The following is a 23,506-nucleotide window of genomic DNA, read 5'->3' as shown; positions in this document are numbered from 1 at the left end:
GATATCAGCCCTGCACGGAGCCCCACTCTTCTACCATTCCCGAACCGCGCTTGCTTCGCACACAGCTCAGGAGGAACTCTCAATTTTTCGGCACCTCTCTGTGTCAAGCAGCCGGGATGAGAGAGAGAGGCTTCCCGGTCGGAGCATGGTGCAGTAGACGACATCGGGCAGAGGGCGTTTGAGGCAGCGGAGGGCTTCCTTGTGTCCCTTTCCTTCGCTGCGGTGAGGTCGGTCGGGGCGCCCTGCCAGCATTGCTGCTGGTAGGTTTCCCCGGACCGCCTCCGGAACCCGGTGTGCCCGTCTCCGTGCACCGGGCTCTCCACAAGTCCCGTTCTGCTGACCTGGGTTCCTCGTCCCGTAGTCGGCCAGGGCAAGGGGATCACCGTTCCCCGGTATCGGTATCGCGTTGTGCGTACCTTCTCCGGGTCGAACAGTGTGACCTCCTCGCTGGGCGGTCATCCCCGACCGTCGTAGTAACGACGGCGGAGCAGGCCTGGTGCCACACGATGTGGGTGCAGGTATTGGAAGGTGGCGCTCGACACGCGGGCTGGAAGTAGGCGCACCATCCCCGCAGCATCGGGTTGAGCTGAGTGCAGCAGGTTCGGCAGCAGCTGGTTGACGTCCATCCGGCACGCGATCTTGATCTTCCGGGCGATGGCCTTGACGGACTTCTTCACCTGGTAGGTATAGACGTAGTGCCGATTCAGTGCCCCGCTTGCGGTGGCGCTAGATGCGCCAGCCGAGAAAGTCGAGGCCCTCGTCGATGTGGGTGATCCTCGTCTTCTCCATCGACAGGCGCAGGCCCATCGGTGCGAGGACCGCTGCCACCTCTTCGCGCAGCGCTTCGCAGTGCTCGCGAGTCCCGGACACGAGCACGAGGAAATCGTCCCCTTATGCCGTGTGCCGGGCTATGCCGACTGTGGCTGCGAGAGCATGACGGACCTGGGATCTGGTTTCGAAAGCTTCAGCATAACCGGCGGCCTCTGCCCGAGGTGGCTCGTATCCCTGTCTGTGTAGGCGAGTTGCCTGCAGACAGGAGAAGAGCATGGATGCGATCGAAGAGCGGCGCCGTGGGCCGGTGCCGTTGGTGGTGACGGGGCCATTGGCCACGTACGAGTCGCTGATGCCTACGGAGTTGGTGTCCCGGGGGTACGCGGCGGTGTCGGTGAGGGACGCGGTGCGCATGATGCGGGGCCTGAGCTTGTGGATGGATCGGCGTGGGCTCGTCGCGGCTGAGTCTCACAGTTGTCCCACACGAGCACGATCGGTGCGCCTAGCTGCTGGTGGGCGGCGATGAGCAGGTCACGGTAGTCCGTCCAGGCAAAGCTCCGACGCTGTTCACGTCGTCCGCTGTGTCGTCTGGGCCGGCAGATCAGCGGGGGTGAGCGGCCTGTCTTGTGGCACCCATGAGGGCTGGGGCTGTCAAGGTGCACGATGCCCTGGCCCGGCGTGTGCCGTGGTGTGCTCGCACCGGGTTGAGTGCCGTTGTAGACAGGAAGTTGGGGCCGTGGTCCCCCGAGTGGGGGTCGTGCGGAGAGGACTCGCACGCACCCATTCGATCCCGGCCGGGCGGGCCCGGATCATGACCTTCCTTCGGGGCCGGGCTGCTCATTCAGGCCATCGAGCGCGGTGGGGCCGGCTCATACTACAAGGCGAGCTCACCCGGGCTTGGCGTCCTGTCCCTGGGGTCGTCATGCTGTGGTGCACGGCTCCTTCGGCTGTTGGGCCGCATCGACCTCGCGCAGCACGTGGTAGGCGTGGGTGAGGAGCTTGCGGGCGACCGCCACGGTGGCGATTTTCCAGCCCCGGCGATGGGCGATCTGCTCGAAGCACCCCGCGTAGGGCGGAGTGCGCTTGGCGGTCTGCGCGGCTTGGTTCATGATCCAACGGAGCCAGGGGTCACCCGCAGGGGCAGGCACGGGCTCGCTCGGTGGCCAACGGACTCGACCCCCACATGATCATCGGGGCCGTGCCTGTGCTGCTTCCCAGGCCCGTCAGGGGACATGACGTCACGTCACACGCGAACCGGACCAATCGCGATCCCGCACAGACCCTGCGTGTCAGACTGAGGATGGAAAAGGCTCTGTTCAGATCATTATGACCATCCTGCTTCTTCATCCTCGGCATCACGTTGTGTGTGCATACTTAACCGCTATGCTTTCCCTCAGTTGGCTTGCCGTCTGCGCCGAGACACCGAGCGAGGATTGAATAGCTGATAGAACTACCTCATCCTGCGCTGTTGCCTTAGCATCGGCATTTGACAAGGAAAGTTCCAGGCAGCAGTAGAAGGCTTTAGTGCGCAGCTCCTCGGATTCGATGATGGAAAGCAGGTCAATGGCCCTTTCTGTGTCCCCTGCAGCGCTGCTAGCTAGCTTCTTAGCCTCTTCATAGTAGGGCTGAAAATCCATCCCGTAGAATTCGGGGAGAGACTTTGCGTAAGATTCGACCGTGGCGAGTTGCTGCGACGTTATCTTGCTTCCGTTGAAGCAGATGATCATCATTGCGTGAACCATTGCCGCCTTCTGCTGGAACTGACTTCGGTTCGTACCCGGGGGTGTCACGATTTCATCTTCTCCGCAGGCCCGATGAGGTTTTACTTCGAGTGGCATGAATCAGGCCTCCTGGATTTCACATGTCGTCGGCAGGTCGATGATGAACGTAGTTCCCTCGCCCAGTGAGCTTTCGCAGGAGATTTCTCCTTGCAGGAGGTTGACCACGATATTTCTAACGATGGCGAGCCCGAGACCGGTTCCTCCTGACTCCCTGCCGGACGTGACGAAGGCATCGAACATACGTGGCTTTATTTCATTGCTGACACCCTTTCCGTAGTCGATGAAACGAAGGCGGAATCCTTCGACTTCTTTGTGCTTGTCGATGAATACATCGATATCCCCCCCTGTTCCCGGTGTGTATGCATACCGAAGGGCATTGTGAGTGAGATTTATGATAACTTGACTGAGATGGCCTGGATAACCGTGCCATGTGAAGTTCTCTTCTCCCGAAGTGTACAGATGGGTCGTTACTCCATGTTTCCTAAGGTCGGGCCCCATGGTTTCCATGCAGTCGGTGACGATGTCGCGGAGATCGATAGCAATGCGCTCGTCGGAAAGCTGCGAGGCGGAGAGCTGACGGAAACTCTGGATCATTCGATGGGCTCGATCCAGGTTCTTGTTCATCAAGCGGACAGCTTCCTTTATATCCGTGGAAGTCTCTTCCCAGCCCGTCGATTGATCGACAGCGCTCACCAGCTGACCCGATAGATCATTGATGACCGAGCCGGCCGTGCGAGCGACTCCGAGTGGTGTATTGAGCTCGTGGGCTACGCCAGTCACCATCGTGGCAATGCTTTCAAGCCTGTCGTGATACATCTGATTGCGCAGGTGCTGTTCCTGGCTGAGACGGTCGCGGAGACGCAGCGTCGAGAAAGCGATGCACCAATTTTCGATGAAAAGACGCGCGTCTGCGACGAGGTCACGGCGTGCTGACTCGGTGACGTGGCTGGCGTTCATCGTGAATGCAATCCCGCCCATTACGGGAGAGCAATCCTCTGTCTTCTCTTGAAGCTTCTCTTCGCGTGCCTCAAATGCGATGACGAAGGTCGAGCTGTCGAGTCCTACCTCTTTACCGGGGACCGCTTGCATGAGTGATTTATCTTTACCCACCTCATGGGCGAGACACATGGCACGGTGGTAGGCAGTGCTGTGATGCTCCTCGTAGTGTGCAGGACCAGTAGTAATGAGCGCTGATTCGCCGAGCATGAGATCGTAGCAGAATGTGCTCACGCAGTTGTGCTTTAGCTCAAGGAACCGCAATGCTTCTCCCATGAATACAACGAGGTTATCGACTGTACTCACATACTGTAGGGCGCGGGTGAAGCTCTGAAGCTGTTTTCCATATGCCAGGAGTGTAGAGATGTCCTGGGAACTACGAAGGCAAGCCCGCACGACCGAGAACAGCTTGTTCGGCGTGATGTCCAGCTTTTGAAGATAATAGTCGATGTCGTACTCGTTGAGGACTTTTTCCTCGGGTACTGTTCCTGCTTGGCCGGTCCTCAGAACAATACGAGTTGACCGAGGACAGGTTTCACGGATCAGCTGGCAGACTTCAAGTCCAGAGTTTTCGTTTTCCATGACGACATCGACAAGCGCTACGTGGAAGTCCTGGTCCTCCTTGAGTAGCTCGGTTGCTTCGGCCTGACTGTAGACGCTGCGGAGTTGGAACGGCTGATTGCGCCAGATCTTCTTCTTCAGTACCAGCTTCGTGACCGAGTGCACATCCTCATCATCATCAATGACAAGGACCCGCCATGCCGGATTACCGGCGGACTGTGTGCTCATTTCCCCTCCCACAGGGAGGGCTCTCGCTGAAGAGCACTCCAAGTAGAAGTCTCTGACAGGTCATGCACGCTTTCATGCACTGACTCGAGGCTGCGCCGCTTGGATTCCAAGTCGGTGATTTCGTCGTAAGACTTGAGGGCGGTGCGGACCATTGTCACCAGACGAGTGGAGGTCACCTCACCCTTTGGTAGATATCCGTCGATATCGTAATCCTGGACTACGCGCTCCTCTGGCGCCATGCCTGGTTGGCCAGTGCGGAGGATGATACGTACAAAACGGTTCTCCAAATGCTCGCGTATCGCTCGGCAAGCATGCAGTCCGGCTTCGGATGATTCCATCACTACATCAAGCAAGATAACCGCCACGGCTGGTGTGCACCGCATAACTTCCAGCGCTTCAGCCGACGATCGGGCCTCCAAAATCTGTACGCCTCTCTCCTTATAGCGCAGGGGGCGAAGCGCAATCTTAGTGATGGCATGAACATCCTCATCGTCATCAACAACAAGGATTCGGAAGTCCTGAATGTCTGATTGTGTGCCAAGCAAGGCTGCTTCCTTACGAGTTTGGTAGCCGTTCGCTGCGAGCCGCAAGAAGAAGTGGATGGTCGGCGAAGGACGCTCATGTCGATAATGAGTAGTTTGACTAATGTCCACTTGAGCAATCGGTACCTAAGACGGCATCTGATCTAGGTAGTTGGTGTTCGGGGATTTTTTTGTGACGGGCACGGTTGGTGGTTGTTGCATGAGGCGCGTGAGTGCTCGTCGCCCGTACCGCAGTGATGTGTCCGATGCCCGATGGGCCTTGATCGAACCGGTCTTCAACGCCTGGCGGGCGAGACGGACCGGACCCGGCACGGCAGCTCGGGTGCACGACCTGCGAGAGATCGTCAACGCGATCCTCTATGTCAACCGCACCGGCATTCCGTGGGAGTACCTGCCGCAGGACTTCCCGCCGTACAAGACCGTCTACGACTACTACGCGAAGTGGGAAGCCGACGGCATCACCCAGCAGGTCCACGACCTGTTACGCGACAAGACCCGCCGGGCCCACGGCCGCAGCACGGAGCCCACCGCGGCCGTGGTGGACGCGCAGAGCGTGAAGACCTCGGCAAACGTCGCCGAGACCAGCCAGGGCATCGACGCCGGCAAGAAGAGCAACGAGATCACCGCCGACGCCCGGCCCACCCGGCACAACCAGGGCGCCTACCTGAGCGAACGTGGCGCGCACTACCTCGCCGTCGTCAAGAAGAACCACCCCGGCCTGTTCAAGAGCGTCCGCACGCTGCCCTGGCGGGACATCGCGTTCGACCACTACGACCGCACTCGCGCCCACCATTGCATGGAGATCCGTCGCCTCAAGATGGCCGCCTTCCGCCACCTCGACTACCCCGACGCCCGCCAGGCCCTCCAAATCGTGCGCTGGCGCCGCGAGCTGGGCACCGGCAAGCTCACCATCGAACGCGTTTACCTGATCACCAGTCTGCCGCCCGGGGAGGCCACCGGCGAGCAACTCGCCACCTGAATCAGGAGCCACTGGCACATCGAGAACCTGCTCCACCACGTACGCGACCGGACCTTCCGCGAGGACGACTCCGAGATCCGCCCTGCTCACCTGCCCCGCACCATGGCCAGCCTGCGCCACCTCGCCATCGGCGTCCACCGCCAAGACGGCCGCACCAACATCGCGGACAGGCGGACGATCAAGAACTACAGCTGCCGTGTCAGATCGCTTTGGGCCTGCCTGGGTATGTCGTACTCAGTTTTCCTGCGAATAGGATTTCAGGCTTCACGTGAGTCCGGGCGGCTGTTAGCTTTGAAAGCGCAAGCCGGGGTGGCGGAATTGGCAGACGCGTCCGACTGTTTTGGTCGGATGCCCCCAGTAGGGGGCGTGAAGGTTCGAAACCTTCCCCCGGCACCAGTACTCAAAAGACCCTTACAAGCTTTGCTAGGGTCCGTCTTAAGAGCGACCTGGCCCAGAGTAGGAACGACGCAAGTGTGACTGCTGCTTCGTTGGAAGTTGCGGTCTTCTCGTATCTGGTGGCGATTCCGCGGGAATGCCTTGAGCGAGCCTCTTTCATCCTGTGCTGCAGTGGTGAAATGGACTGGTCAGTCAGGGCGGTGACATAGCGGAGCCCCTCGTCGTTGGCGTGGTGATCTCACTCATCACACCGGCGACCAAGGGGCTCCGTTGGTTCCGTATCCTTCCATGCTCGAGGTCCCGCATGAGCTGGTCGAGCACGTGAGCCCTTTCAGCAGTCACTCGGCAGGGTGAGGTTTGGTAGGTGGTTGACCAGTTTCTCACTGCGAGGTTCTGGCTCCTTCCGGTCCCGGTCATCACCCGATCGGTGCCCACTCTGAAAAGGTTCACTGAGCCTTTTCAGCGGCCACTCGCCAGGGTGATGGCGCGGCTGCTGTTGACGGGTGGCGGGCCAGCGCGTTCCCACGCTGACGCCCTGGTCCAGCGGCCACCCATGTCACCCGATCGGTGCCCAGGCTGAAACAGCTCACTGCCTCCGGGCCGACGAGCCGTACTACTCGCAGAAACACAAGAAGCACGGCATGAACGTCCAGGTCATCACGACGCCGGACGGTACGCCGCTGTGGTTCTCGCGAGCCACGCCGGGACGGACCCACGACCTGACCGCAGCCCGGCCCACGGCCTCGTCCAAGCCTGCCTGACCCGGCAGATCCTCATCCTGGCCGACCGCGCCTACCAGGGCGCCGGCGCCACCGTCCGCACCCCCTAATACGGCCACCGCGAACTGCCCGAGCACTACCAGCAGTACAACCGTGACCATGCCTGCCTGCGCGCATCCGGCGAACGCGCTTTCGCCCAGCTCAAGTCCTGGCGCCTGCTCCGAAGGGCACGCTGTTCAACCAATCGCCTCAGCCGCATCGTCCGTGCAGTTCACACCCTTCTCATCTGCACGAACTCAGGATGAAAGAGGCTCACTGACACTGGCGTGAGATGCTGCAGTCATGGGTGCGTCGTCGCTCAAGTGCCCAGCCATTGGTGTTGCTTGGCGGCTCGTGTGGGAGTGTGCCGAGGGGCATGCGATCGCAGAGGCCGCCCGACGGCTGGTCATCACGCGGATACGGTCCGCACCTGATGCGGCGCTTCCTTGAGCGTCGGCTGGATGGCCTGTGCGACGAGCCACGGCCCGGTGTTCTGCGGAGTAGTACCTGGCGTCCACCAAGCTTTTGTCCCGGCACATCCACTACGAAAGAAGACGCCACTGTGAGCATTCTCTGCTCAATGAGCTTCTTCGAGCTGGTCAGCGATCGGGTGACGGTCCGCGAAGTGCAACGAGCGGGGCCCCCGAGCTGTTGATCGAGATGTCTGACGTCTCAACCACGCTGCTCGAGGGGAGGGCGACCGGCGCTGCAAGCTCCGCCCGTCTCAACGCGTGATGGCGGAACTGGTGTACCTGCGCGAACACACCACCCTCGCGAAGATCGCTGCCGGGTTCGGGATCAGCGAGTCCAGTGCGACCACGTCGGCGACAGCCCGGCCGACTCCTCCCACAAGCACCGCCGACACGGGGTGAACATGCAGGTGGTCACCGATCCCGGCGGCCAATTGCTCTGGCTCTCAACCGCGTTGCCAGGCCGAACTCACGACCTGACTGAGGCCCGCACCCACCGAATCATCCGCATCTGCGAGCGCCAGGACGTCCCCATCCTGCCCGACCTCGCCTACCAGGGCGGCGGCCCCTGGGTGACCACGGGCATCAAACGCAGGCCCCCTGCCGGAACTCACCCTCACCGAGAAGACCGTCAACTCAGCCCTGGCCGCGGCACGGGCACCGGCCGAACACGGCATCGCCCGCCTGAAATCCTGACGGATCTTCCGCAAAGCCCGATGCAGCCCAAACCACATGACGTCAATCGCCAAGCCTTCCTCACCCTGGAGCGGCAACACTGAAGAAGCTCAATTGACGCATCTTCCGCAAAGCCCGGATCAGCCCGACCGGCTCAGGTCAACCATGAAAACCGTCGCACCCCAAGCGTCACTACTGAAGATCCTTAATGAATGTCACAGGGAGGCGAGAAACGGCATGAAAAAGAGCGTCTGCTGGAACGAGCTGTGAATCTACTTCGCCATCAATAATGGAGATTCTGGAGAATTTCTCAGAAATTCCGGTTACGATGATTTCAAACAACGCTTCTGCGAAACCTCGACCGAGGCAGTGATGGATTCCGTAGCCGAAACCCAAATGGCGGTTCGGTGATCGAGAAACATCCAGCTGGTCTGGATGTTTGAATTCTGATCCGTCGTGGCTTGCCGATGCTAGACTTACGTACACTTTCTCTCCTGCCGAGATGCGGCATCCTCCGATTTCTGCGTCCGTCGTCGCAATACGGGCCTGGAAGGGAAGGATTGAAGCGTAGCGCACTAGTTCCTGCACTGCGGTAGGGATTAGATGTGGATAGGCGCGACATTTTTCAAACTGGTCCGGATTTCTCAGCAGGCCCAGAAGCCCTACCCCGACGGCGCTGGCTGTGGAGTCGAAGCCTGCGATTGCGACAGTTGCCACTGCGGAAATCAATTCACGGTCGCTTACGCCACTACGCCGTATGATGCGGCTTGGCAAGTTGTCGCCGGGGTCATGCCTCGCAAGACTGGCTATTTTGCGAATCATGTCAAGAAACTCGGCCCCGGCCTGACGCTTTTCTTGAGCAGGAGTGCTGCGGCTCTGAAAGATCTGCGACCATCGGTAGATGTCGTTGCGCCTGGACTCCGGGATGCCGACAATTCGGCTCATCATGCTGAACGCTGCCGGACGCACCAGGTTTGAGATAAGGTCAACCGGCGGGGATTTCTCGGCTATGCTGCACAGCAGCGGGTGAACGATCGACTCCAGCGAGGGTCGCAGTTCCCTCACTCGGCGCGCATTGAATTCGGGCATGAGCATACGTCGGATCTCGGTGTGCTCCGGAGGATCCCACAGCTCGAAGGCGTTCAGTTCTGGCGGTGCGTTATCGTTGATGAATCTCGAACTAAAGCGGTTCGCGTCGCCCAAGACGAGTCGGGCGTATTCAAATCCCGTGACAATCCATTCGGTAGCCCCGGTGGCAGATTTCTGTGCAAAAATCTTACCGAGGGAACCAAATCGAACCTCTGGTGAAATGGCTGATTGATCCTGACAGGCGGGGTTATATTTCATGCTGAGCCTATCACTGAATTGGAAGTAGTATGGAATCGGTTTATCTGGCTATGCAATGTCATGCCGGTGATGCCCTTCGTTGGCGGGTGCCAACGCGCGGGTTGACTTCGGGCTGACTGCCCGCTTTAGGTACGGCGGTTTTGGCGGCGGCCGGCGGTGGTTTGGCTTGTGGGGGTATGTGGCGGTGATGGGTCTGCCTTGATGAGGGCGAGGCAGACCAGGCTTGCGATGGCTAGAGTGAGGAGCCAGGTGGTGGAGTGGTGGTGGCTGACCACGGCCGCGACGGTGACCACCGAGGTAGCCAGCGCGATGGGCAGTCCCCGCACCGTGTGCAGATAGACCACCAGCAGCGGATTGGGCATGCCGCTGCCGATGGCACAGGCCGCCACCGAGGTGAACAGCGGCCCGGTTTCCTGCCGCAACGACAAACCGGTCCGGGGGTGGCCGGAGAACAACGCAGACATCAGCATCCCTCAGCAAGATCGACAAAGAAGAATCCGGGTAAGCCCGACTGGAATCGATCTGGTTGGTCAGGTGGAGACCGGCTACTGGTCATTCAGCACGTGGAGCCGGGCGCGCACCGGGTGCTGGTCTTGGAAGGCGGCGGTCAGCTGCCGGGCATGGCGCAGGGCGTGGGCGTGCTCGGGCCCGTCGAGCTGCTGGGCCAGGCCGAGCCAGGAGGTGGCCACGTCGGGGTGATGCCTGCCCAGGGCGCGGGCCTTGACCGCGATGGCCTGCCGGTACAGGGCTGCTGCCTGGTCCCGGTGCCCCTCGGTGGCGTGGGTGTGGGCCAGCACGTGCAGACAGAACCCGATCTCCGCGTGGTCGTGACCCAACAGCCTGCGATAGACGCTCAGCGCTTGTTCGGCGAGGGCCCGGGCTTGGGGTGCCTGGCCCTGGGCGGAGAGCACCCCGGCCAGGCACAGCCGGTCCGCCGCCACCGCCAGTACGTTGTCGGCCTCGACTTCTTCTCGCAGCCGCAAAGCGGCTCGGGCCTGATGCTCTGCCATCTCCGCCTCCCCGCAGGCCAGGTACAGGCCGGCCAGGTTGTGCCGGATCGTGGCCGCCAACCGCTGCCCGGCCACCCCCGTCTCCGCGCCTTGCATCGCCCACAGCGCGCTGCGCAGCCGCCGCTCGGCTGTCTTCATCCGCCCGGTGTAGCGCAGCACCACCCCCAACAGGTTCAACAACCGCGCCGTCTCCAACGGGTCGTCCAGCGAGGCAGTGAAGCGCAGTCCGTGCCGAACCCAGTCCTCCGCCGCCCGGTACCGGCCCGACTGCCACAACGCGTGCCCCACCCCGTGCAGGGCCTGAGCATGCACCTTGTCGCACGGCGGTATGGCCCGCAGCGGGCGGCTGATCGCCACCGCCCGCAGCAGATCCCGCAGCCCGTGCCGGCTCAGCCCCAGCCGCCCCCGGACCTCGCCGCGCAGCAGCAGCACATTCGCTACATCCGCACTCGCCCCGCCCAGCTCTCGCTCCAACACCTCCAAAGCCCGATCCGCCGCCCCAAGCGCTCTCTCCAACTGCCCCTGCCCGAGCAGGCGCCGTCCCTCCTCCAGCTCTCGGCACGCCCCAGCGATAGCCACCGCATCCATCACGCCGCTCCTCACATCCAGCCCAGACCAGAACGCACAAGGGGCGGGCCCTACCGGCCCACCCCCTGCTTACAAGCGCTCGCGGATCTGCCTAGTCGACCGGCTCGGCGTGGTTGCCGCTTACCGGACCTTCCTGCGCCACCGTCGTGTGCATGAAAATCGCCACTTCTTGCTCCGCGTCTGCCTCCAGCCTTGGCAGAAGAGTCACGTCGACGACTGGGTAGTTGGTGCTTATCTGGCATATGCTGCGAGACGGTCTTTGACGTTGGCGCCTGGCATGATTCACAGATCCCGGGGCTGATATTGACCGAGGGGTAGCGGTAGCGCGCGGTGTGCTCACGTTCAGCGGGCCACGCCGGGTCCACATCGACGTCGCTTCCCAGAACCGTCCAGCCAGTCGGGTGTTCGTGGAGCGGGGCGCGACAGCTGCGGTGAGCAGGGCACACCAGGTCTGACATGGCTGTTCTGCAAGATTCGGTGGCAACGAGTTCTGTGTCAGGTGGTCCGACGCGAAGATGATGTCGGTGATCTCTCGGGCCCGATGGGGGCAGTCCAGACGGGTGGCGTCGGCGTGGTGACGTCCAAGCGTGGGTCGAACGGGCTGGGTGGGCTGTGCATGCTCTTGTCCCTCTCACCCTTTCGGCCTGAGTAAGCCATTCGATTCACGGACGTTCCTCCGAGTCCTCCCCGCTGCGCCGGGAATACAACAGTGCGCCTTGCGGCGCCATGCCTTCGTACGGTTCAGCGCTGCTGGCACTGCAGCGCGCTACTCATGCCACTCTGCAGATCCTCATGGCCGAGCTGGTTGACCTCGATCTGACCGCTTCCGAGATCAACATCCTGGCCATCCTGGCGGATGGCCAGGGCCGGACCATCTCCGAGCTCGGCGCCGCGGCCGGGACCCGCCCGACCACGCTGACCAGCGTGTTGGACCGGCTGGAGCGCCGTGGCCACATCGCGCGCGGCACCCGTCCGGGAGACCGTCGGGTCGTGGTCATCGAGCTGACCTCCGCCGGCCGCCTGGCTGCCGACACTGTCTGGCAGACCCTGGCCGCCGTGGAAGCCCGCGCGCTCGACGGCCTGCCCGCCGAGGCCGTCGCCGGCTTCCACACCGTCCTGCGCGCTCTGGCCGAGGTATCCCCATGAGCGAGACAGCAACCGAAGCGCCCGAGAGCACCCGTGTCTTCGATGAGCTGATGGCCGAGGTGACGGCATCCGCGGGCACCTTCGGGCACCGCGAGCACGTCCACCATTGGTACACGTCACCGCCCAAGAGGCCCAGCAGACGCTGAGCGCGCTGCGCAGGCTCAGCCTCATTGACCACACCAGCCCCGGCGCCGCCCGTCCGACGGTCCGCGTCCACCAGCTCATCCAGCACGCCGTCCGTGACACCGTCACCCCCGACCAGCACGACCAGACCGCCCGCACCGCCGCCGACGCTCTCCTCGACGCCTGGCCCGACACCGCCCTCGCCCAGAGCCTGCGCGCGAACACCACCGCCCTCGCCAACCATGCAGGGAGGCGCTGTGTCGGCCCGACACCCATGAGGTGCTATACCGCGCGGGGCACAGTCTTGGCGACGCCGGACAAGTCACCGCCGCCCGCGACTACTTCCAGCACCTAACCGACATCACCACCGCTTGCCTCGGCCACGACCACCCCGACACCCTCAAGCTCGCCACGACCTTGCCCGCTGGCGGGGGAAAGCAGGGAATGCAGCTGGGGCCGCCAGTGCCCTCGCAGGCCTGCTGTCCCACATGGCGGCAGTGCTGGGCGAGGACCATGGCCACACCTTCGCCGCCCGCACACCCTCGCCCTCTGGCGGGGGCCCCTATGGGTTTCGTCAACCGGTGGGGGCGGGTTGGGGTTCGTAGAAGGTGCCGTCGCGGAGCATCGCCAAGAGCACGTCGGCTCGTCGTCTCGCGAGGCAGAGGAGGGCTTGGGTGTGGTGCTTTCCCTGAGCGATCTTCTTGTCGTAGTAGGCCCGCGAGATCGGGTCGGCCAGGGCTGCCGAACGCGGACAGGAAGAAGGCCCGTTTGAGCTGTTTGTTTCCGCGGCGGGAGGGCTGTTCGCCGCGGATCGACGAGCCTGAGCTGCGGGTCGCCGGAGCGAGTCCGGCGTAAGCGGCGAGGTGGGCGGCGGACGGGAAACTGCTGCCGTCGCCGTCGCCGTCGCCGTCGCCGTCGCCGTCGCCGACGTCGATGAGGATCCTGGCTCCGGTCCTGACGCCGATGCCTGGCATGGACGTCAGGACCTTGGAAAGAGGGTGGGCCTCCAGCAGTTCCTCGATGCTCGTGGCGAGGAGTTTACGCTGGTCGAGGACGGCTTGGAGCGAGCTGGCGAGGCTGGGGACGATCAGGGCGGCGGCGTCCGTGCCGGGGACGACGACGGTCTGTTCGTCGAGCGCGGTGAAGATGTCCTCGACCAGCCGCTCGGCCATCCGCGGAGCCTTCGGGCGTATCAGGCTGATCAGCCGGCGCCGTCTGGCCTTGCGGATCAGGGCCGGCGAGCCGAACTGGTTCAGCAGTTGGAGCACGGCCGGGTGCTGGATGCGCGGGCCCAGGACACGTTCGAGGTGCGGGTGGATCTGGGTGAGCAGGCCGCGCAGCCGGTTGCTGATGCGGGTGGCCTCGCCGGCCAGGTCGTCGTCGAAGCCGACGATCATCTCCAGCTCGGCGACGGTCTCGTCGTCCAGCTCGATGGAGCGGAGCGTGTGCGGCCTCGATCGGGCGGCGTCGGCGATGACGCAGGCGTCACGGGCGTCGGTCTTTGCCTCGCCGGGATAGAGATCGGCGATCCGCCGCATCGTGAGACCTGGCAGATAGGCGACCTGGCAGCCCATGTCGCGGGCCACCGCGATGGGCAGGGCGCCGATGGAGGCTGGCTGGTCAACGACCACGAGGACGGTGCTGCCTCGCCCCCATGCCGGGCAGGCTGCGGATCACCTCGGCGTGCGGATGCTCGCGGAACCTCGCCTCGATGAGGCCATCCAGCTCGGCGATCTCCTCGTCGATAGCCATCACCCCCTTCGCAAGGCGGGCCACCATGGCGGCGGCCAACTGCTCGCCCGGCAGCGCAGTGTGCTGGGCGTGAGCGGCTTCCACGGCGGTGCGAGCGAGTGCGGCGGCGCCTTTGACCTTGCGTTTCCTCAGCCAGGTCTCGATCCGTTTCATTCCGGTGCGGCGGATCGCAGCCGGCGTCTGATAGCCCGTAAGAAGCATCACCGGACCCTTGTTGGTCAGGTCCAGCGACCGCTCCAACGCAGGAAAAACTCGAGCAGTTGGGCCCGGAGGCGGTTGATCTGCCGGGTGCGGTCGAAGACGAGGTCCAGCCGCCGGGTGGTCAGGGTGCGCAAGTCGGCGGCGATCTCGTCACCGGGCCGCAGCAGTCCCAGGTCCCGGCGGACGCGGGCCTGGTCGGCGATGACGAAGGCGTCCTTCGCGTCGGTCTTCCCCTCGCCCCGGTAGGTGGCCGAGGCCCGGTGGACCGCCAGGCCGGTGAGGTAGGCGACGGGCTGACCATGAGCGGTGAGCAGGCCGATCAGCAGGGCGGCACCACCATGGTTGAGGTCAACGGCCCACAGGACATCATCGGATATCGCCAGCACATCGCCGATCAGAGCCAGCAGCTCAGTCTCATCGTTCTGGATCCGGCGGGACAGCAGCCGCTCGCCCTCCGCATTGATCACCACGCAGTGGTGATGCGTCTTGCCGATGTCCACCCCGGCCCAGATCTCGGGCACGGTCACCTCGCCAACTTGTCGAACACGGTCCCGCAGACGACCTCGCCGGCGTTGTCCTACAGAAGCGATCGAGTCGCGTCTCCCAATTGGCGGTCGAGTCGTCGCGGGGCTCCGGGCGGCCAAGTCCCGTAAGCCATCGAGCGGCTAACCCTTAGCAGCCATACCCGGAACCCCTGGGCCCTCCGATCCTACGAACGACCAGATCAGACCCATGTTGAAGGTAGGACAGCTCTTACTGGCCCTAACAAAGCCTCTGGACGTGCCGATGGGTGATCAGGCAGACGGCAAGTCCGAGGAACGCCTCGTGGATGTCGTCGCGTCGTTCCCACCGGATCCGCAGGCGGCGGAAACCGTGCAGCCAGGAGATTGTCCGCTCGACAACCCAGCGGAAGGTGCCCAGGCCGGTGCCGTGCGGTTGTCCCCGCTCGGCGATCGCGGGCCTGATCCCGCGCTGGCGCAGGAGCCGGCGGTACTTGTCATGGTCGTAGCCGCGGTCCGCGAAGAGCATGTCGGGCCGTCGGCGCGGTCGGCCGACCACTCCCGCCACTGCCGGGATCTTGTCCAGCAGTGGCAGCAGTTGAGTGACGTCGTTGCGGTTGCCACCGGTCAAAGACACCGCGAGCGGGATGCCCTGCCCGTCGGTGATGATGTGGTGCTTGCTGCCCGGGCGTGCACGGTCGACCGGGCTGGGCCCGCTTTTGGGCCTCGCCGTGCGGCCCGGACGTGGGAGGAGTCGATCACCGCCCGCGACCAGTCCAGCTGGTTCTTCGACCGCAGCTTGTTCAGCAGCAGCTGGTGCAGCTGGTCCCAGACGCCTGCCTCGTTCCAGGCCGCCAGGCGACGCCAGCAGGTCATGCCCGAACCGAAGCCGAGCTCCTGGGGCAGGTACTCCCATTGGATGCCGGTGTGCAGCACGAACAGGATGCCGCACAAGGCCTGACGGTCGGGCACTCGCGGCCGTCCCTCCACCAGCTTCGGCGGAGGCTCGGGCAGCAACGGCTCGATGAGCGACCACAGTTCGTCCGACACGATCCACGGCCGCGACTGACGCTTCCCCACGCCCCCTCAACGAGCGACAAAGCAGACAGTCACATGATCAACCCGCTTTTGTTAGAGCCAGTTAGTCACAAGCTCAGTCGTGCAGAGAAACGGCGTGTGATCGGGCTGTACCGGATCGTGCTCAACGATGATGCGAGGGTCCACGAGGAGACGCAGACTAGGGGGATGTCGCAAAAGTGGGATCCGGGGCAACAGGGTGGGTTTCCGGGCCAATATGCCCGCACGCAGGGTTTCGTGTTGGGGGTGCCGTCGTCGTTCACGGTGGCGCCCGATAGTGGGCGTGTGGTGTTCCTGCGTGTGCGGTCGGGGCAGGATCGGGCGAACCTGTTGTGGGTGGGCGAGCCGACCGACGACGCCTGGACATGTCTTCGGGAGCGGGTGGCCGCGGATCCTGTCGCCTTGCTGGAGGGGGCGGTCGAGAATATGCCAGCGGCGGAGCGGGCCAGGCGTGAGCGGAGCCGGGAAAGGCTCGCCGGCGTGGTGGAGTATGCGGTTGACGAGGCGGTGCGCTCGGCGGTGTTCGCGTTGTCTGGCCAGGTATTCGTTGCCGATCTAGTGGCGGGCGGAGGGCGGGTCCTGCCAGTGCCGCAGCCAGCGGTGGGGCCGCTGTTGTCACCTCAGGGAGACCGCGTGGCCTACATAGTGGAGGGCGCGGTACGCGTGGTGGGAGTGGACGGGTCGGGTGATCGCATGCTGACCGAGCCGGACGCCCCGGACGTCACCTGGGGACTGGCGGAGTTTGTCGCGGCCGAGGAGATGGGCCGCACACGTGGCCTGTGGTGGGCACCGGACGGCTCTCGACTGTTGGCGGCCAGGGTGGACGAGGCCCGGGTACAGCGTTGGTGGATCAGCAACCCAGCAGACCCGTGGAAACGGCCGCGTGAGATTGCCTTCCCGGTCGCTGGATCAGCCAACGCTGACGTCACGCTGCACGTGCTGCGACTGGACGGGAGCCGTGTGAAGGTCCTGTGGGATCAGGTTGCCCACCCCTACCTAGCTCGGGTGCACTGGTCTGCCGCAGGGCCGCCATTGCTGCTGGTTCAGGCCCGAGACCAGCGCAGCCAGCTAACGCTTGCGGTGGACCCGGACTCCGGGAATACGACGGTAGTGCACACCGAGACCGATCCTGCATGGCTTGAGCTCTTCGCTGGGGTGCCAGTCTGGACTCCGGACGGCCTGCTGACGCGGATCAGTGACCAGGGCGGTGTCCGTCGGCTGGTCGTCGGAGACCAAGCGCTGACTGGCCCGGAACTGCAGGTGCGGTCAGTACTAGACGTGGCTAAGGACGACGTCCTGATAACGGCCAGCGCGGGCGCTTTCGTCGATCCCGAGCACGAAATCGGGGAGGTGCACGTATACCGGGTGACCCCGCACGGCACGACCCGGATCTCGCATGACCCAGGTGTGCACACCGCCACGCGGGCGGGAACGGTGACCGTCCTGGTCTCCGCCCTACCCCACCACTCCGAAGTGAGAGCACGGATACTGCAGGAGGCCGTCCCCTCTGAGGCCACCGCACTGGCACCGGTCATCGCATCTTGCGCCGAGCGGCCGATGCTGACCGCCAGAGCCGAACTCACACTCGCCGGACAGCGACAGGTTCCCTGCGCAGTGATGCTCCCGACCGGCTACACGCCGGAGCGTGGTCCGCTTCCGGTACTCATGGACCCCTACGGCGGAGGACAGCTCCAGCGAGTCGTGGCCTCCCACAACGCGCACCTGATCTCACAATGGTTCGCCGACCAGGGCTTTGCCGTCGTAGTGGCAGACGGCCGCGGAACTCCTGGCCGAAGCCCGATGTGGGAGAAGTCAATCGCCTTCGACTTCGCCGGTATACCCCTGGAAGACCAGATCCACGCCCTGCACGCCCTGGCTGCCCGGTACCCGCTAGATCTGTCCCGAGTTGGAATTCGCGGATGGTCCCACGGCGGCTACCTGGCAGCCCTCGCCGTCCTGCGCCGCCCTGAAGTCTTCCACGCCGCTATCGCAGGCGCCCCGGTCACGGACTGGAAGATGTACGACACCCACTGTACCGAACGCTACCTCGGCCACCCTGACGAGCACCCGCACATATACACAGCCAATTCGCTGATAGCCGACGCGGCCAACCTCAGACGGCCCCTCATGCTCATCCACGGCCTGGCCGACGACAACGTCGTGGCCGCGCATACTCTCCGACTGAGCGCCGCGCTCCTGACCTCAGCCCGCCCCCACACCCTCGTCCTGCTCCCCGGCGTTACCCACATGACCCCTCAACCACACATCACCAAGAACCTCCTGCTCCTACAGGCCGACTTTCTCAAACGCTCACTCGGCGCGCACTCAGCGTGATGTCTCAGTCTCGGCGATCAGGATTGATGGTCCGGTAGGACGGGTCACCGACCGCGATTTGCCCTACTGCGGCCCCTCGGGCATCGGCAAGAGCCACTTCACCGAGGCCCTCGGGACTGTCGGTGTAACTCCCAATGCCGCCTAGTACTGCAGTGGGACTTCACCGTTCCCGCTGGTCAGAGGCGTAGTTTCGAGCCTAGCGGGGTGACGGCTCATCAGGAGGCGGTTCGCGCAAGCAGCCTTCAGGCGCGGGGCGCCGGCGGTAGTGGCAGGCACGGGCAACGGCCTGGTGGCGTCTGCGCCAGTGGGACCAGCTCAGTGCACCGGCGCGACGGTACGCGGGCCAGGGGCAGACAGCTGCCAGCAGACGCCGGATTTCTGCCACGGTGAGCGGGGCCAGGCCGGCTGTGTCGTTTCTGCTGCCCCCCTTTCGACCGCGGCCGCAGCCACGGCGGCGAGGAAGGCGTGCGCGAGCATGGCCAGGGTGATGTGCCGATACCAGCCGGGATACCGGCGGACCTCGTACTGGTCCAGGCCGCACTCGCCCTTGGCGGCCTGGAAGCACGCCTCGATGGCCCAGCGGGTACCGGCGATGCGCACCAGCTGCTCGATCGTGGTCCCGCTGGGTGCATAGGCCAGGTAGTAGGCGAGTTCGTCGGGCCGGGCCAGGCTGCGGCGGGCCATCACCCAGCGATGGTGCGTGGGTGGATCCGGGTCGAAGACGATGTTGACGGGCAGCCGGGCGACGGCCCAGTTATAGGTGCGCGGCCCTTTGGCGCCGTCGCCGCAGGACAGCACCTGCCAAGCATCGTTGGGGGCGTCGGCGATGAGCTGGTCGATCCGCCAGATCCCGGCCAGTGACTTGATCTGCTGGGATTTCGGCACCGCCAGGACGTAGCCGACTCCGGCTTCCTCCAGCATCCGGCGGAAGGTCCAGTCCTGCCCGTAGGCGCTGTCTGCGGTCACCCAGGCGATCGGCAGCGAGGAGGCCAGTGCCCGTAGCACCAAGGTGCGGGCCAGCTCCGGCTTGGTCGCAAAACCACGCTCGGCGGGAACGCGGGCCGCCCGGCATCGTGCGGCATCATCGGTCCAGGACTTCGGCAGATACAGCTCCCGGTCCACCAGCGCCCGTCCGCGGGACGAGGCGTAGGCGGCGAAAACGCCGATCTGGCAGTTCTCGGTCCGCCCGGCCGTGCCGGAATACTGCCGCTGCACCCCGGCGGAGACGCGGCCCTTCTTGACGAAGCCGGTGTCGTCCACGATCAGCACGCCGTCCGGCATGCCGAGCCGCTCGGCCACATAGTCCTGCAGGTCGTCGCGGAGCCCATCGACATCCCAGCGGCTCCAGGACAGCAGGTGCTGCAGCCCGTACGGGCCGGTGTGGCCGGCGTACTCGGCCAGCTGCCAGCTGTTCTTGCGGCCGACCGGGCCCAGCAGGCCCCGCACGTAATCCCGCATGCGGCGCCGCACCTCGACCCGGCCGAATCGGCTCCCCACCCGCAGGAACAACTCCTCCAGCTCGGCCGTCCACGGCCCCGTGACGAAGTCCGCCATCATGACCCAATCGTGCGCGCCCTCGCCCGCCGAACCGACCGGCTTGCGCGAACCGCCTCCTGATGAGCCGTCACCCCGCTAGGCTCGAAACTACGCCTCTGACCAGCGGGAACGGTGAAGTCCCACTGCAGTACTAAACCCAATGCCGTTGCGTTAGCTGGCGGGCGTACGCTGCTGTGCAGTGCTCCCGGGGGTGGTTCGGGTGTCTGCAGATGTCGGTGAGTTAGCGGGGTTAGGGCTGCTGACCTGGGTGTATCCGCCGGGGTTAGTGGATCGTGTGGTGGCTGCGTGTGGTCGTGCGGAGCATCGCAGACGCCTGCTGCCGGGCCGACTGGTGGTGTACTTCGCGCTCGCACTGGCTCAGTTCTCGCCGGCGCCGTATCTGGAGGTGATGCGGCACCTGGTCGAGGGACTGCGGGGCCCAGACCTGCTGCTCGTCCACCACGCTTTGCGCGAACTGATGGTCAGAACCGCCGCCACCCGCGGCCTGGACCTCGACCGGATCTCCTTCACCGAAACCCTGCGCTCCGCCCGGCGCAGTGTGACCCTCACGCCGGGCAGTTTTTCCCTGACCTGCTGGTCAGAACCCTCGTCTTGCTCCAGCACGACCTGCTCGAACGCCTCCTGCCACACAGACGCCTGCGCAGCCAGCCCCGCGTCGTCAAGCGCAAGATGTCCAACTACCGGCTCAAACGGGCCGAACAGCACACCTGGTCTCAACCCACCCACACCGGCATCCGAGCAGTCCGCATCAAACCACCCCAACCGAAATGACGTAAAGCAACGGCATTGGGGCTAAACCGAAACACGAAAGGACTCCCCGGTGATCGCGGACGCCGCCCAGGCTACGCGGCACGAATCCCCCCACTGGCCCGCGTCTTGGGATCCTGGGTGCAGCGGGCCGGTCACGCCCGGCGCCGGAAAGTGTTGGACGTTAGGTGGCGGGCAGTCGGGCCCAGGGGGTGGCACTCTCTGGGTGGGCCCGACTGCCATGGGCGTCGGCCACGGCGGCGACGATCCCCGTGCCGCAGCCATATTCGCCCTCATGGGCGGTAGGGCCACTGTCGGTGATCCCGACCCACACCCGCCCGCCTACATGCTTGCGGCGTAGGTGCAGAACTATCGGCTACAGGGAGTGGTGCACTGCGTTGGCGACCAGCTCAGGTACGACCAGCAGAACAGTTGCAAGCGGCCTCTTCGCCGAGCTTCCAGTCCTCGATCGCCTTACGGGCGATGTGCTGCGCAACACCGCACGCCTCCGTCAGGTCCGCGTGGCCACGCGCCCCAGTCCGCCGGAGCACGCGGGGTCGGCACCTGCACCGGCACTTCCTTGCCACCCTAGACATCCGCGACCGTAGCCTGGTCGGAGACGCTGTGAATGGTGGCGCACATGGTGATAACACTGGTGTAGCCCCGGTCCAGCGGGGGTTCGCGTGCCCCATACACCACCATGCGCCGAACCTTGGCCCACTGGCGTGAGTCATCGGTACCCGAAGGATCTCCGCCAAGCCGGTCGTCACAGGCGGAATATACTAAACGGGCCGCCAGACACTCTGACGGCCCGTCATCACCCTTGACTAGCCTTCCTCACCCCTCCTCAAGCCAAGCGGTGGAAACTCCCCAGAGGCACCCAGACTCAGAGTCCGACGGGCTTACAAGGGTCGCCCTGCTATTGGAGTTGACATACACCCAAGCCGACTTATACGTAAATCCCCATGAGCAGCTTGTCACAAGCCGAACGCGACCGGAGAAGAGATTACTCTTGGAGCGACACTCGCCCCCATAGGCGCGCCAGCCCGTGGTCCCAATACTGTCGTATGCAATCATGCTCGTCGCGCAGGAGTAGTGCGCAGATTCAAGGTATGCCCCATTAATGTCTGCCGATGCCGGCGAGGCTCCAGCGACGGAAACACCAAGGGCGAGAGCGACCCCGCTCAGAGCAACTCCAGCTTTTCGAAGCCGCCTGATCATTCTACAACTCCCATCAATAGACGGCGCTAGTCTGGTCGTCGCTAACTTAACGATCCATCATGCAGGCCCGCATGAGGAGTCGCTACTCCTTCCTGCCAAGTGAACGCAGCTATGCCCGGTAAGGGCTTGCCGGGATCAACACGTCGGTTTTATCGTGGTTTTGTCGGGGTCGAGGAACCTGGCGACGTCTTCCTGTGTGCGGAAACGGGCTGTTGAGGCTGGGAGATGAACACCATGGGCTTCCAGCGGCAGCGAGGACGGCGAGCTGGGTCTTCCAGCCGCGGGGGCGGTAGTCGTTGGAGCCCCCGCCGTCGGCGGTGATCGGCAGTCGGCGGGCGCGGGGGCAGTCGTGCCGGCCGCGGGCCTGCCACCAGCGCCGGATCGAGGCGACGGCGAACGCCGCGGTGTCGTGATCGGTGCCGATGCTGACCCAGTCGGTGTTCGCCGCCATGTCATAGATTCCGTACGGAATCGCTTTCTCGGCCTGGCCGGGGAAGTCGTGCGTCTTGACCCTCACGGGCTGCCCTGCGGGCCGCCATTCGTGCCCGGCGTTCTTGTAGTCGCCGATCAGCTCCTTCTTCTTGCTGTCCACGCTGACCACCGAGTCACCGGCGTCCCTGTGGTCTCGTGCCTGCTCATTGAGGTAGCGGAACTGGGCGTCCCTGTCGGGGTGCTGAGCACCTCGATGGTCTTGGCGTTTGGCCTGCAGACTGAAGCCTTCCTCCCGCAGCAGGCCGGCGACCGTGTCGGCGGAGACCCGGTGACCCTGCCGGGTCAGCTCCGCTGCCAGCTTCCGGGTCGACTTCGTCGTCCACCGCAGCGGCGACATCGGGTCGCCCCGCTCGTCGGGCTCGACCAGCGCAAGTAGGGCCGGCCGCAGCCCCGGATCAAGGTCCACAGCCTTCTTCCGGACCCCACCAGGACGGCGGGCCCGCCCCAACAGAGCCTGACCAGACTCCAGTTCAGCCGCTCCGCGCAAGACCGTGCCCTCCCGAACCCCGGCCGCGGCAGCGGCAGCGGCAGCGGCAGCGACGAGCCTGGTCCCACCATGCTCTTCTCATCTAGGAGACCGGCATCAGAGGGCAGGACCCACCATCCGCCGTGCCCGGAAGCGAAGGGCGCCACCGGCTCCTGCGCGAGGTCCTCGGGCAGCACCTCCAGCGAGCGGGATGCGATCCGGGCCGCCCGCAGCGATGGCAGGACCGCAGCATCTTCCTTGTGGGCCGCTTGGTAAGCCAGGGTCCGCAGCGCCAGGTCAAGGCGGGCAGCACTACCTGGCTCCGCGGCCGCCGCCAACACTCCCGATCATCTCGGGCATCTGGACACCGCTGCGGGCCCGGGTGCGGCACCCTGTCCATGCCGCCGCTCGCCTTGACAGCCCGTTACTTCGCACCATCCGACGGCCCTGGGGACGTCGTAAAGGGCGTGCGTCCTCGTGGGTGGAGCGCCCTGTGGCCGCTGGATGCGCCGTCTCACACCCCGCGCTGCTGCACGCGCCGCCTTGCCAGGACCGTTTGCGGCAGCGGGGAGAGCAGTACGTTGCCGAGACGGGACGTTGGACTCCGACCGTCCAGGACGTCCCGCACTCCGGGCAACTGGTGGTCAAGCCGGCCTGGACCGCCTCCGTCCTCGCCCGCGCCCGCCGCATCCGGCGCCAGTGCCGCGACCGGCGTGCTGACGAGCAGAACACCGCCGTCGCCGTCGCCGACGGCATCAGCGGACCGCCGCACCCACGGCACAACCGCG

Annotated in this window: 18 protein-coding genes, 1 tRNA gene and 7 pseudogenes; 10 read left to right on the top strand and 16 right to left on the bottom strand. The window is 64.5% G+C overall.

What is annotated here, in order from left to right; genetic code table 11:
* Positions 1-379 precede the first annotated feature (379 nt).
* The 7 genes and pseudogenes from ACQEV2_RS42670 to ACQEV2_RS42640 form a co-directional block, all read right to left on the bottom strand.
* Complete coding sequence (locus tag ACQEV2_RS42670; RefSeq protein WP_433055801.1) at positions 380-577, bottom strand: hypothetical protein; 198 nt, start codon at positions 575-577, stop codon at positions 380-382.
* 149 nt (positions 578-726) lie between these two features.
* On the bottom strand, positions 727-870 hold the full coding sequence (locus tag ACQEV2_RS42665; protein WP_433055798.1) for a hypothetical protein: 144 nt from the start codon (positions 868-870) through the stop codon (positions 727-729).
* Positions 871-1,244: 374 nt separating this feature from the next.
* Positions 1,245-1,403, bottom strand: a pseudogene (locus ACQEV2_RS42660) (IS630 family transposase); the annotation flags it as partial.
* Between the two features lie 288 nt (positions 1,404-1,691).
* On the bottom strand, positions 1,692-1,880 hold the full coding sequence (locus ACQEV2_RS42655) for a hypothetical protein (RefSeq protein ID WP_433055796.1): 189 nt from the start codon (positions 1,878-1,880) through the stop codon (positions 1,692-1,694).
* Positions 1,881-2,126: 246 nt separating this feature from the next.
* Positions 2,127-2,609: a hypothetical protein gene (locus ACQEV2_RS42650; protein ID WP_433055793.1), complete on the bottom strand. Its 483-nt coding sequence runs from the start codon at positions 2,607-2,609 to the stop codon at positions 2,127-2,129.
* A gap of 3 nt (positions 2,610-2,612) precedes the next feature.
* Positions 2,613-4,337 carry an ATP-binding protein gene (locus ACQEV2_RS42645; RefSeq protein ID WP_433055790.1) on the bottom strand — a complete coding sequence of 575 codons (1,725 nt, stop codon included), beginning with the start codon at positions 4,335-4,337 and terminating at the stop codon, positions 2,613-2,615.
* On the bottom strand, positions 4,334-4,990 hold the full coding sequence (locus ACQEV2_RS42640; protein WP_433055787.1) for a response regulator: 657 nt from the start codon (positions 4,988-4,990) through the stop codon (positions 4,334-4,336). The genes ACQEV2_RS42645 and ACQEV2_RS42640 overlap by 4 nt, the downstream gene beginning before the upstream one ends.
* 127 nt (positions 4,991-5,117) lie before the next feature.
* Between ACQEV2_RS42640 and ACQEV2_RS42635 the strand changes: the two genes are divergently transcribed.
* The 5 genes and pseudogenes from ACQEV2_RS42635 to ACQEV2_RS42615 form a co-directional block, all read left to right on the top strand.
* Positions 5,118-5,858 (top strand): transposase, encoded by a 741-nt coding sequence (locus tag ACQEV2_RS42635; RefSeq protein WP_433055784.1) that lies wholly within the window; start codon positions 5,118-5,120, stop codon positions 5,856-5,858.
* Between the two features lie 303 nt (positions 5,859-6,161).
* A tRNA-OTHER gene (locus ACQEV2_RS42630) sits at positions 6,162-6,254 on the top strand.
* A gap of 229 nt (positions 6,255-6,483) precedes the next feature.
* A pseudogene (locus ACQEV2_RS42625) lies at positions 6,484-6,581 on the top strand (IS5/IS1182 family transposase); the annotation flags it as partial.
* A gap of 269 nt (positions 6,582-6,850) precedes the next feature.
* Positions 6,851-7,278 (top strand): annotated as a pseudogene (locus ACQEV2_RS42620) (transposase family protein); the annotation flags it as partial.
* Between the two features lie 426 nt (positions 7,279-7,704).
* Positions 7,705-8,261, top strand: a pseudogene (locus ACQEV2_RS42615) (transposase family protein); the annotation flags it as partial.
* Positions 8,262-8,349: 88 nt separating this feature from the next.
* Here the strand turns inward: ACQEV2_RS42615 and ACQEV2_RS42610 are convergent.
* From ACQEV2_RS42610 to ACQEV2_RS42600, 3 genes are all read right to left on the bottom strand, one after another.
* Positions 8,350-9,504, bottom strand: a complete 1,155-nt coding sequence (locus ACQEV2_RS42610) for a cytochrome P450 (RefSeq protein ID WP_433055781.1) — start codon at positions 9,502-9,504, stop codon at positions 8,350-8,352.
* A 125-nt stretch (positions 9,505-9,629) separates the two neighbouring features.
* Entirely contained in the window at positions 9,630-9,968 is a 339-nt protein-coding gene (locus ACQEV2_RS42605; RefSeq protein ID WP_433055778.1) for a hypothetical protein, read from the bottom strand.
* An 81-nt stretch (positions 9,969-10,049) separates the two neighbouring features.
* A complete protein-coding gene (locus ACQEV2_RS42600; protein ID WP_433055775.1) occupies positions 10,050-11,102 on the bottom strand; it encodes a tetratricopeptide repeat protein in 1,053 nt (350 codons plus the stop codon).
* 792 nt (positions 11,103-11,894) lie between these two features.
* On the opposite strand from ACQEV2_RS42600, the gene ACQEV2_RS42595 reads away from it, so the two are divergent.
* Genes ACQEV2_RS42595 through ACQEV2_RS42585 form a run of 3 tightly spaced genes read left to right on the top strand, consistent with a single transcriptional unit; the run spans position 11,895 to position 12,726 of the window.
* On the top strand, positions 11,895-12,248 hold the full coding sequence (locus ACQEV2_RS42595; protein WP_433055772.1) for a MarR family winged helix-turn-helix transcriptional regulator: 354 nt from the start codon (positions 11,895-11,897) through the stop codon (positions 12,246-12,248).
* Positions 12,245-12,394 (top strand): hypothetical protein, encoded by a 150-nt coding sequence (locus ACQEV2_RS42590; RefSeq protein WP_433055769.1) that lies wholly within the window; start codon positions 12,245-12,247, stop codon positions 12,392-12,394. Before ACQEV2_RS42595 ends, ACQEV2_RS42590 begins: the two co-directional genes overlap by 4 nt.
* Positions 12,355-12,726 carry a hypothetical protein gene (locus ACQEV2_RS42585; RefSeq protein ID WP_433055766.1) on the top strand — a complete coding sequence of 124 codons (372 nt, stop codon included), beginning with the start codon at positions 12,355-12,357 and terminating at the stop codon, positions 12,724-12,726. The genes ACQEV2_RS42590 and ACQEV2_RS42585 overlap by 40 nt, the downstream gene beginning before the upstream one ends.
* A gap of 219 nt (positions 12,727-12,945) precedes the next feature.
* Here ACQEV2_RS42585 and ACQEV2_RS42580 read toward each other — a convergent pair.
* The 3 genes and pseudogenes from ACQEV2_RS42580 to ACQEV2_RS42570 all read right to left on the bottom strand — a co-directional run.
* Positions 12,946-14,011: pseudogene (locus ACQEV2_RS42580) on the bottom strand (IS110 family transposase); the annotation flags it as partial.
* Positions 14,012-14,021: 10 nt separating this feature from the next.
* Positions 14,022-14,845, bottom strand: a pseudogene (locus ACQEV2_RS42575) (IS110 family transposase); the annotation flags it as partial.
* Positions 14,846-15,086: 241 nt separating this feature from the next.
* Positions 15,087-15,904, bottom strand: a protein-coding gene (locus ACQEV2_RS42570) for an IS5 family transposase (RefSeq protein ID WP_433034809.1) whose coding sequence is annotated in 2 segments (ribosomal slippage) — positions 15,087-15,544 and positions 15,544-15,904 — 819 coding nt in all. Because the reading frame shifts where the segments join, the coding sequence is not laid out codon by codon here.
* A gap of 165 nt (positions 15,905-16,069) precedes the next feature.
* Between ACQEV2_RS42570 and ACQEV2_RS42565 the strand changes: the two genes are divergently transcribed.
* Positions 16,070-18,235: a prolyl oligopeptidase family serine peptidase gene (locus tag ACQEV2_RS42565; RefSeq protein ID WP_433056104.1), complete on the top strand. Its 2,166-nt coding sequence runs from the start codon at positions 16,070-16,072 to the stop codon at positions 18,233-18,235.
* Positions 18,236-18,550: 315 nt separating this feature from the next.
* Here ACQEV2_RS42565 and ACQEV2_RS42560 read toward each other — a convergent pair whose 3' ends face one another.
* Positions 18,551-19,792, bottom strand: a complete 1,242-nt coding sequence (locus ACQEV2_RS42560) for an IS701 family transposase (RefSeq protein ID WP_433054061.1) — start codon at positions 19,790-19,792, stop codon at positions 18,551-18,553.
* Positions 19,793-19,970: 178 nt separating this feature from the next.
* On the opposite strand from ACQEV2_RS42560, the gene ACQEV2_RS42555 reads away from it, so the two are divergent.
* Complete coding sequence (locus ACQEV2_RS42555) at positions 19,971-20,588, top strand: transposase domain-containing protein (protein WP_433055763.1); 618 nt, start codon at positions 19,971-19,973, stop codon at positions 20,586-20,588.
* A 1,422-nt stretch (positions 20,589-22,010) separates the two neighbouring features.
* Here the strand turns inward: ACQEV2_RS42555 and ACQEV2_RS42550 are convergent.
* Positions 22,011-22,811 (bottom strand): annotated as a pseudogene (locus ACQEV2_RS42550) (ISAzo13 family transposase); the annotation flags it as partial.
* Positions 22,812-23,232: 421 nt separating this feature from the next.
* Positions 23,233-23,490, bottom strand: a complete 258-nt coding sequence (locus ACQEV2_RS42545) for a hypothetical protein (protein ID WP_433055760.1) — start codon at positions 23,488-23,490, stop codon at positions 23,233-23,235.
* Positions 23,491-23,506 lie beyond the last annotated feature (16 nt).

The organism is Streptomyces sp. CA-251387, assembly GCF_050936625.1.
GTDB lineage: Bacteria > Actinomycetota > Actinomycetes > Streptomycetales > Streptomycetaceae > Streptomyces.
The sequence above is the reverse complement of the archived record's forward strand: the minus strand, read 5'-3'. Positions and strand labels throughout refer to the sequence as shown.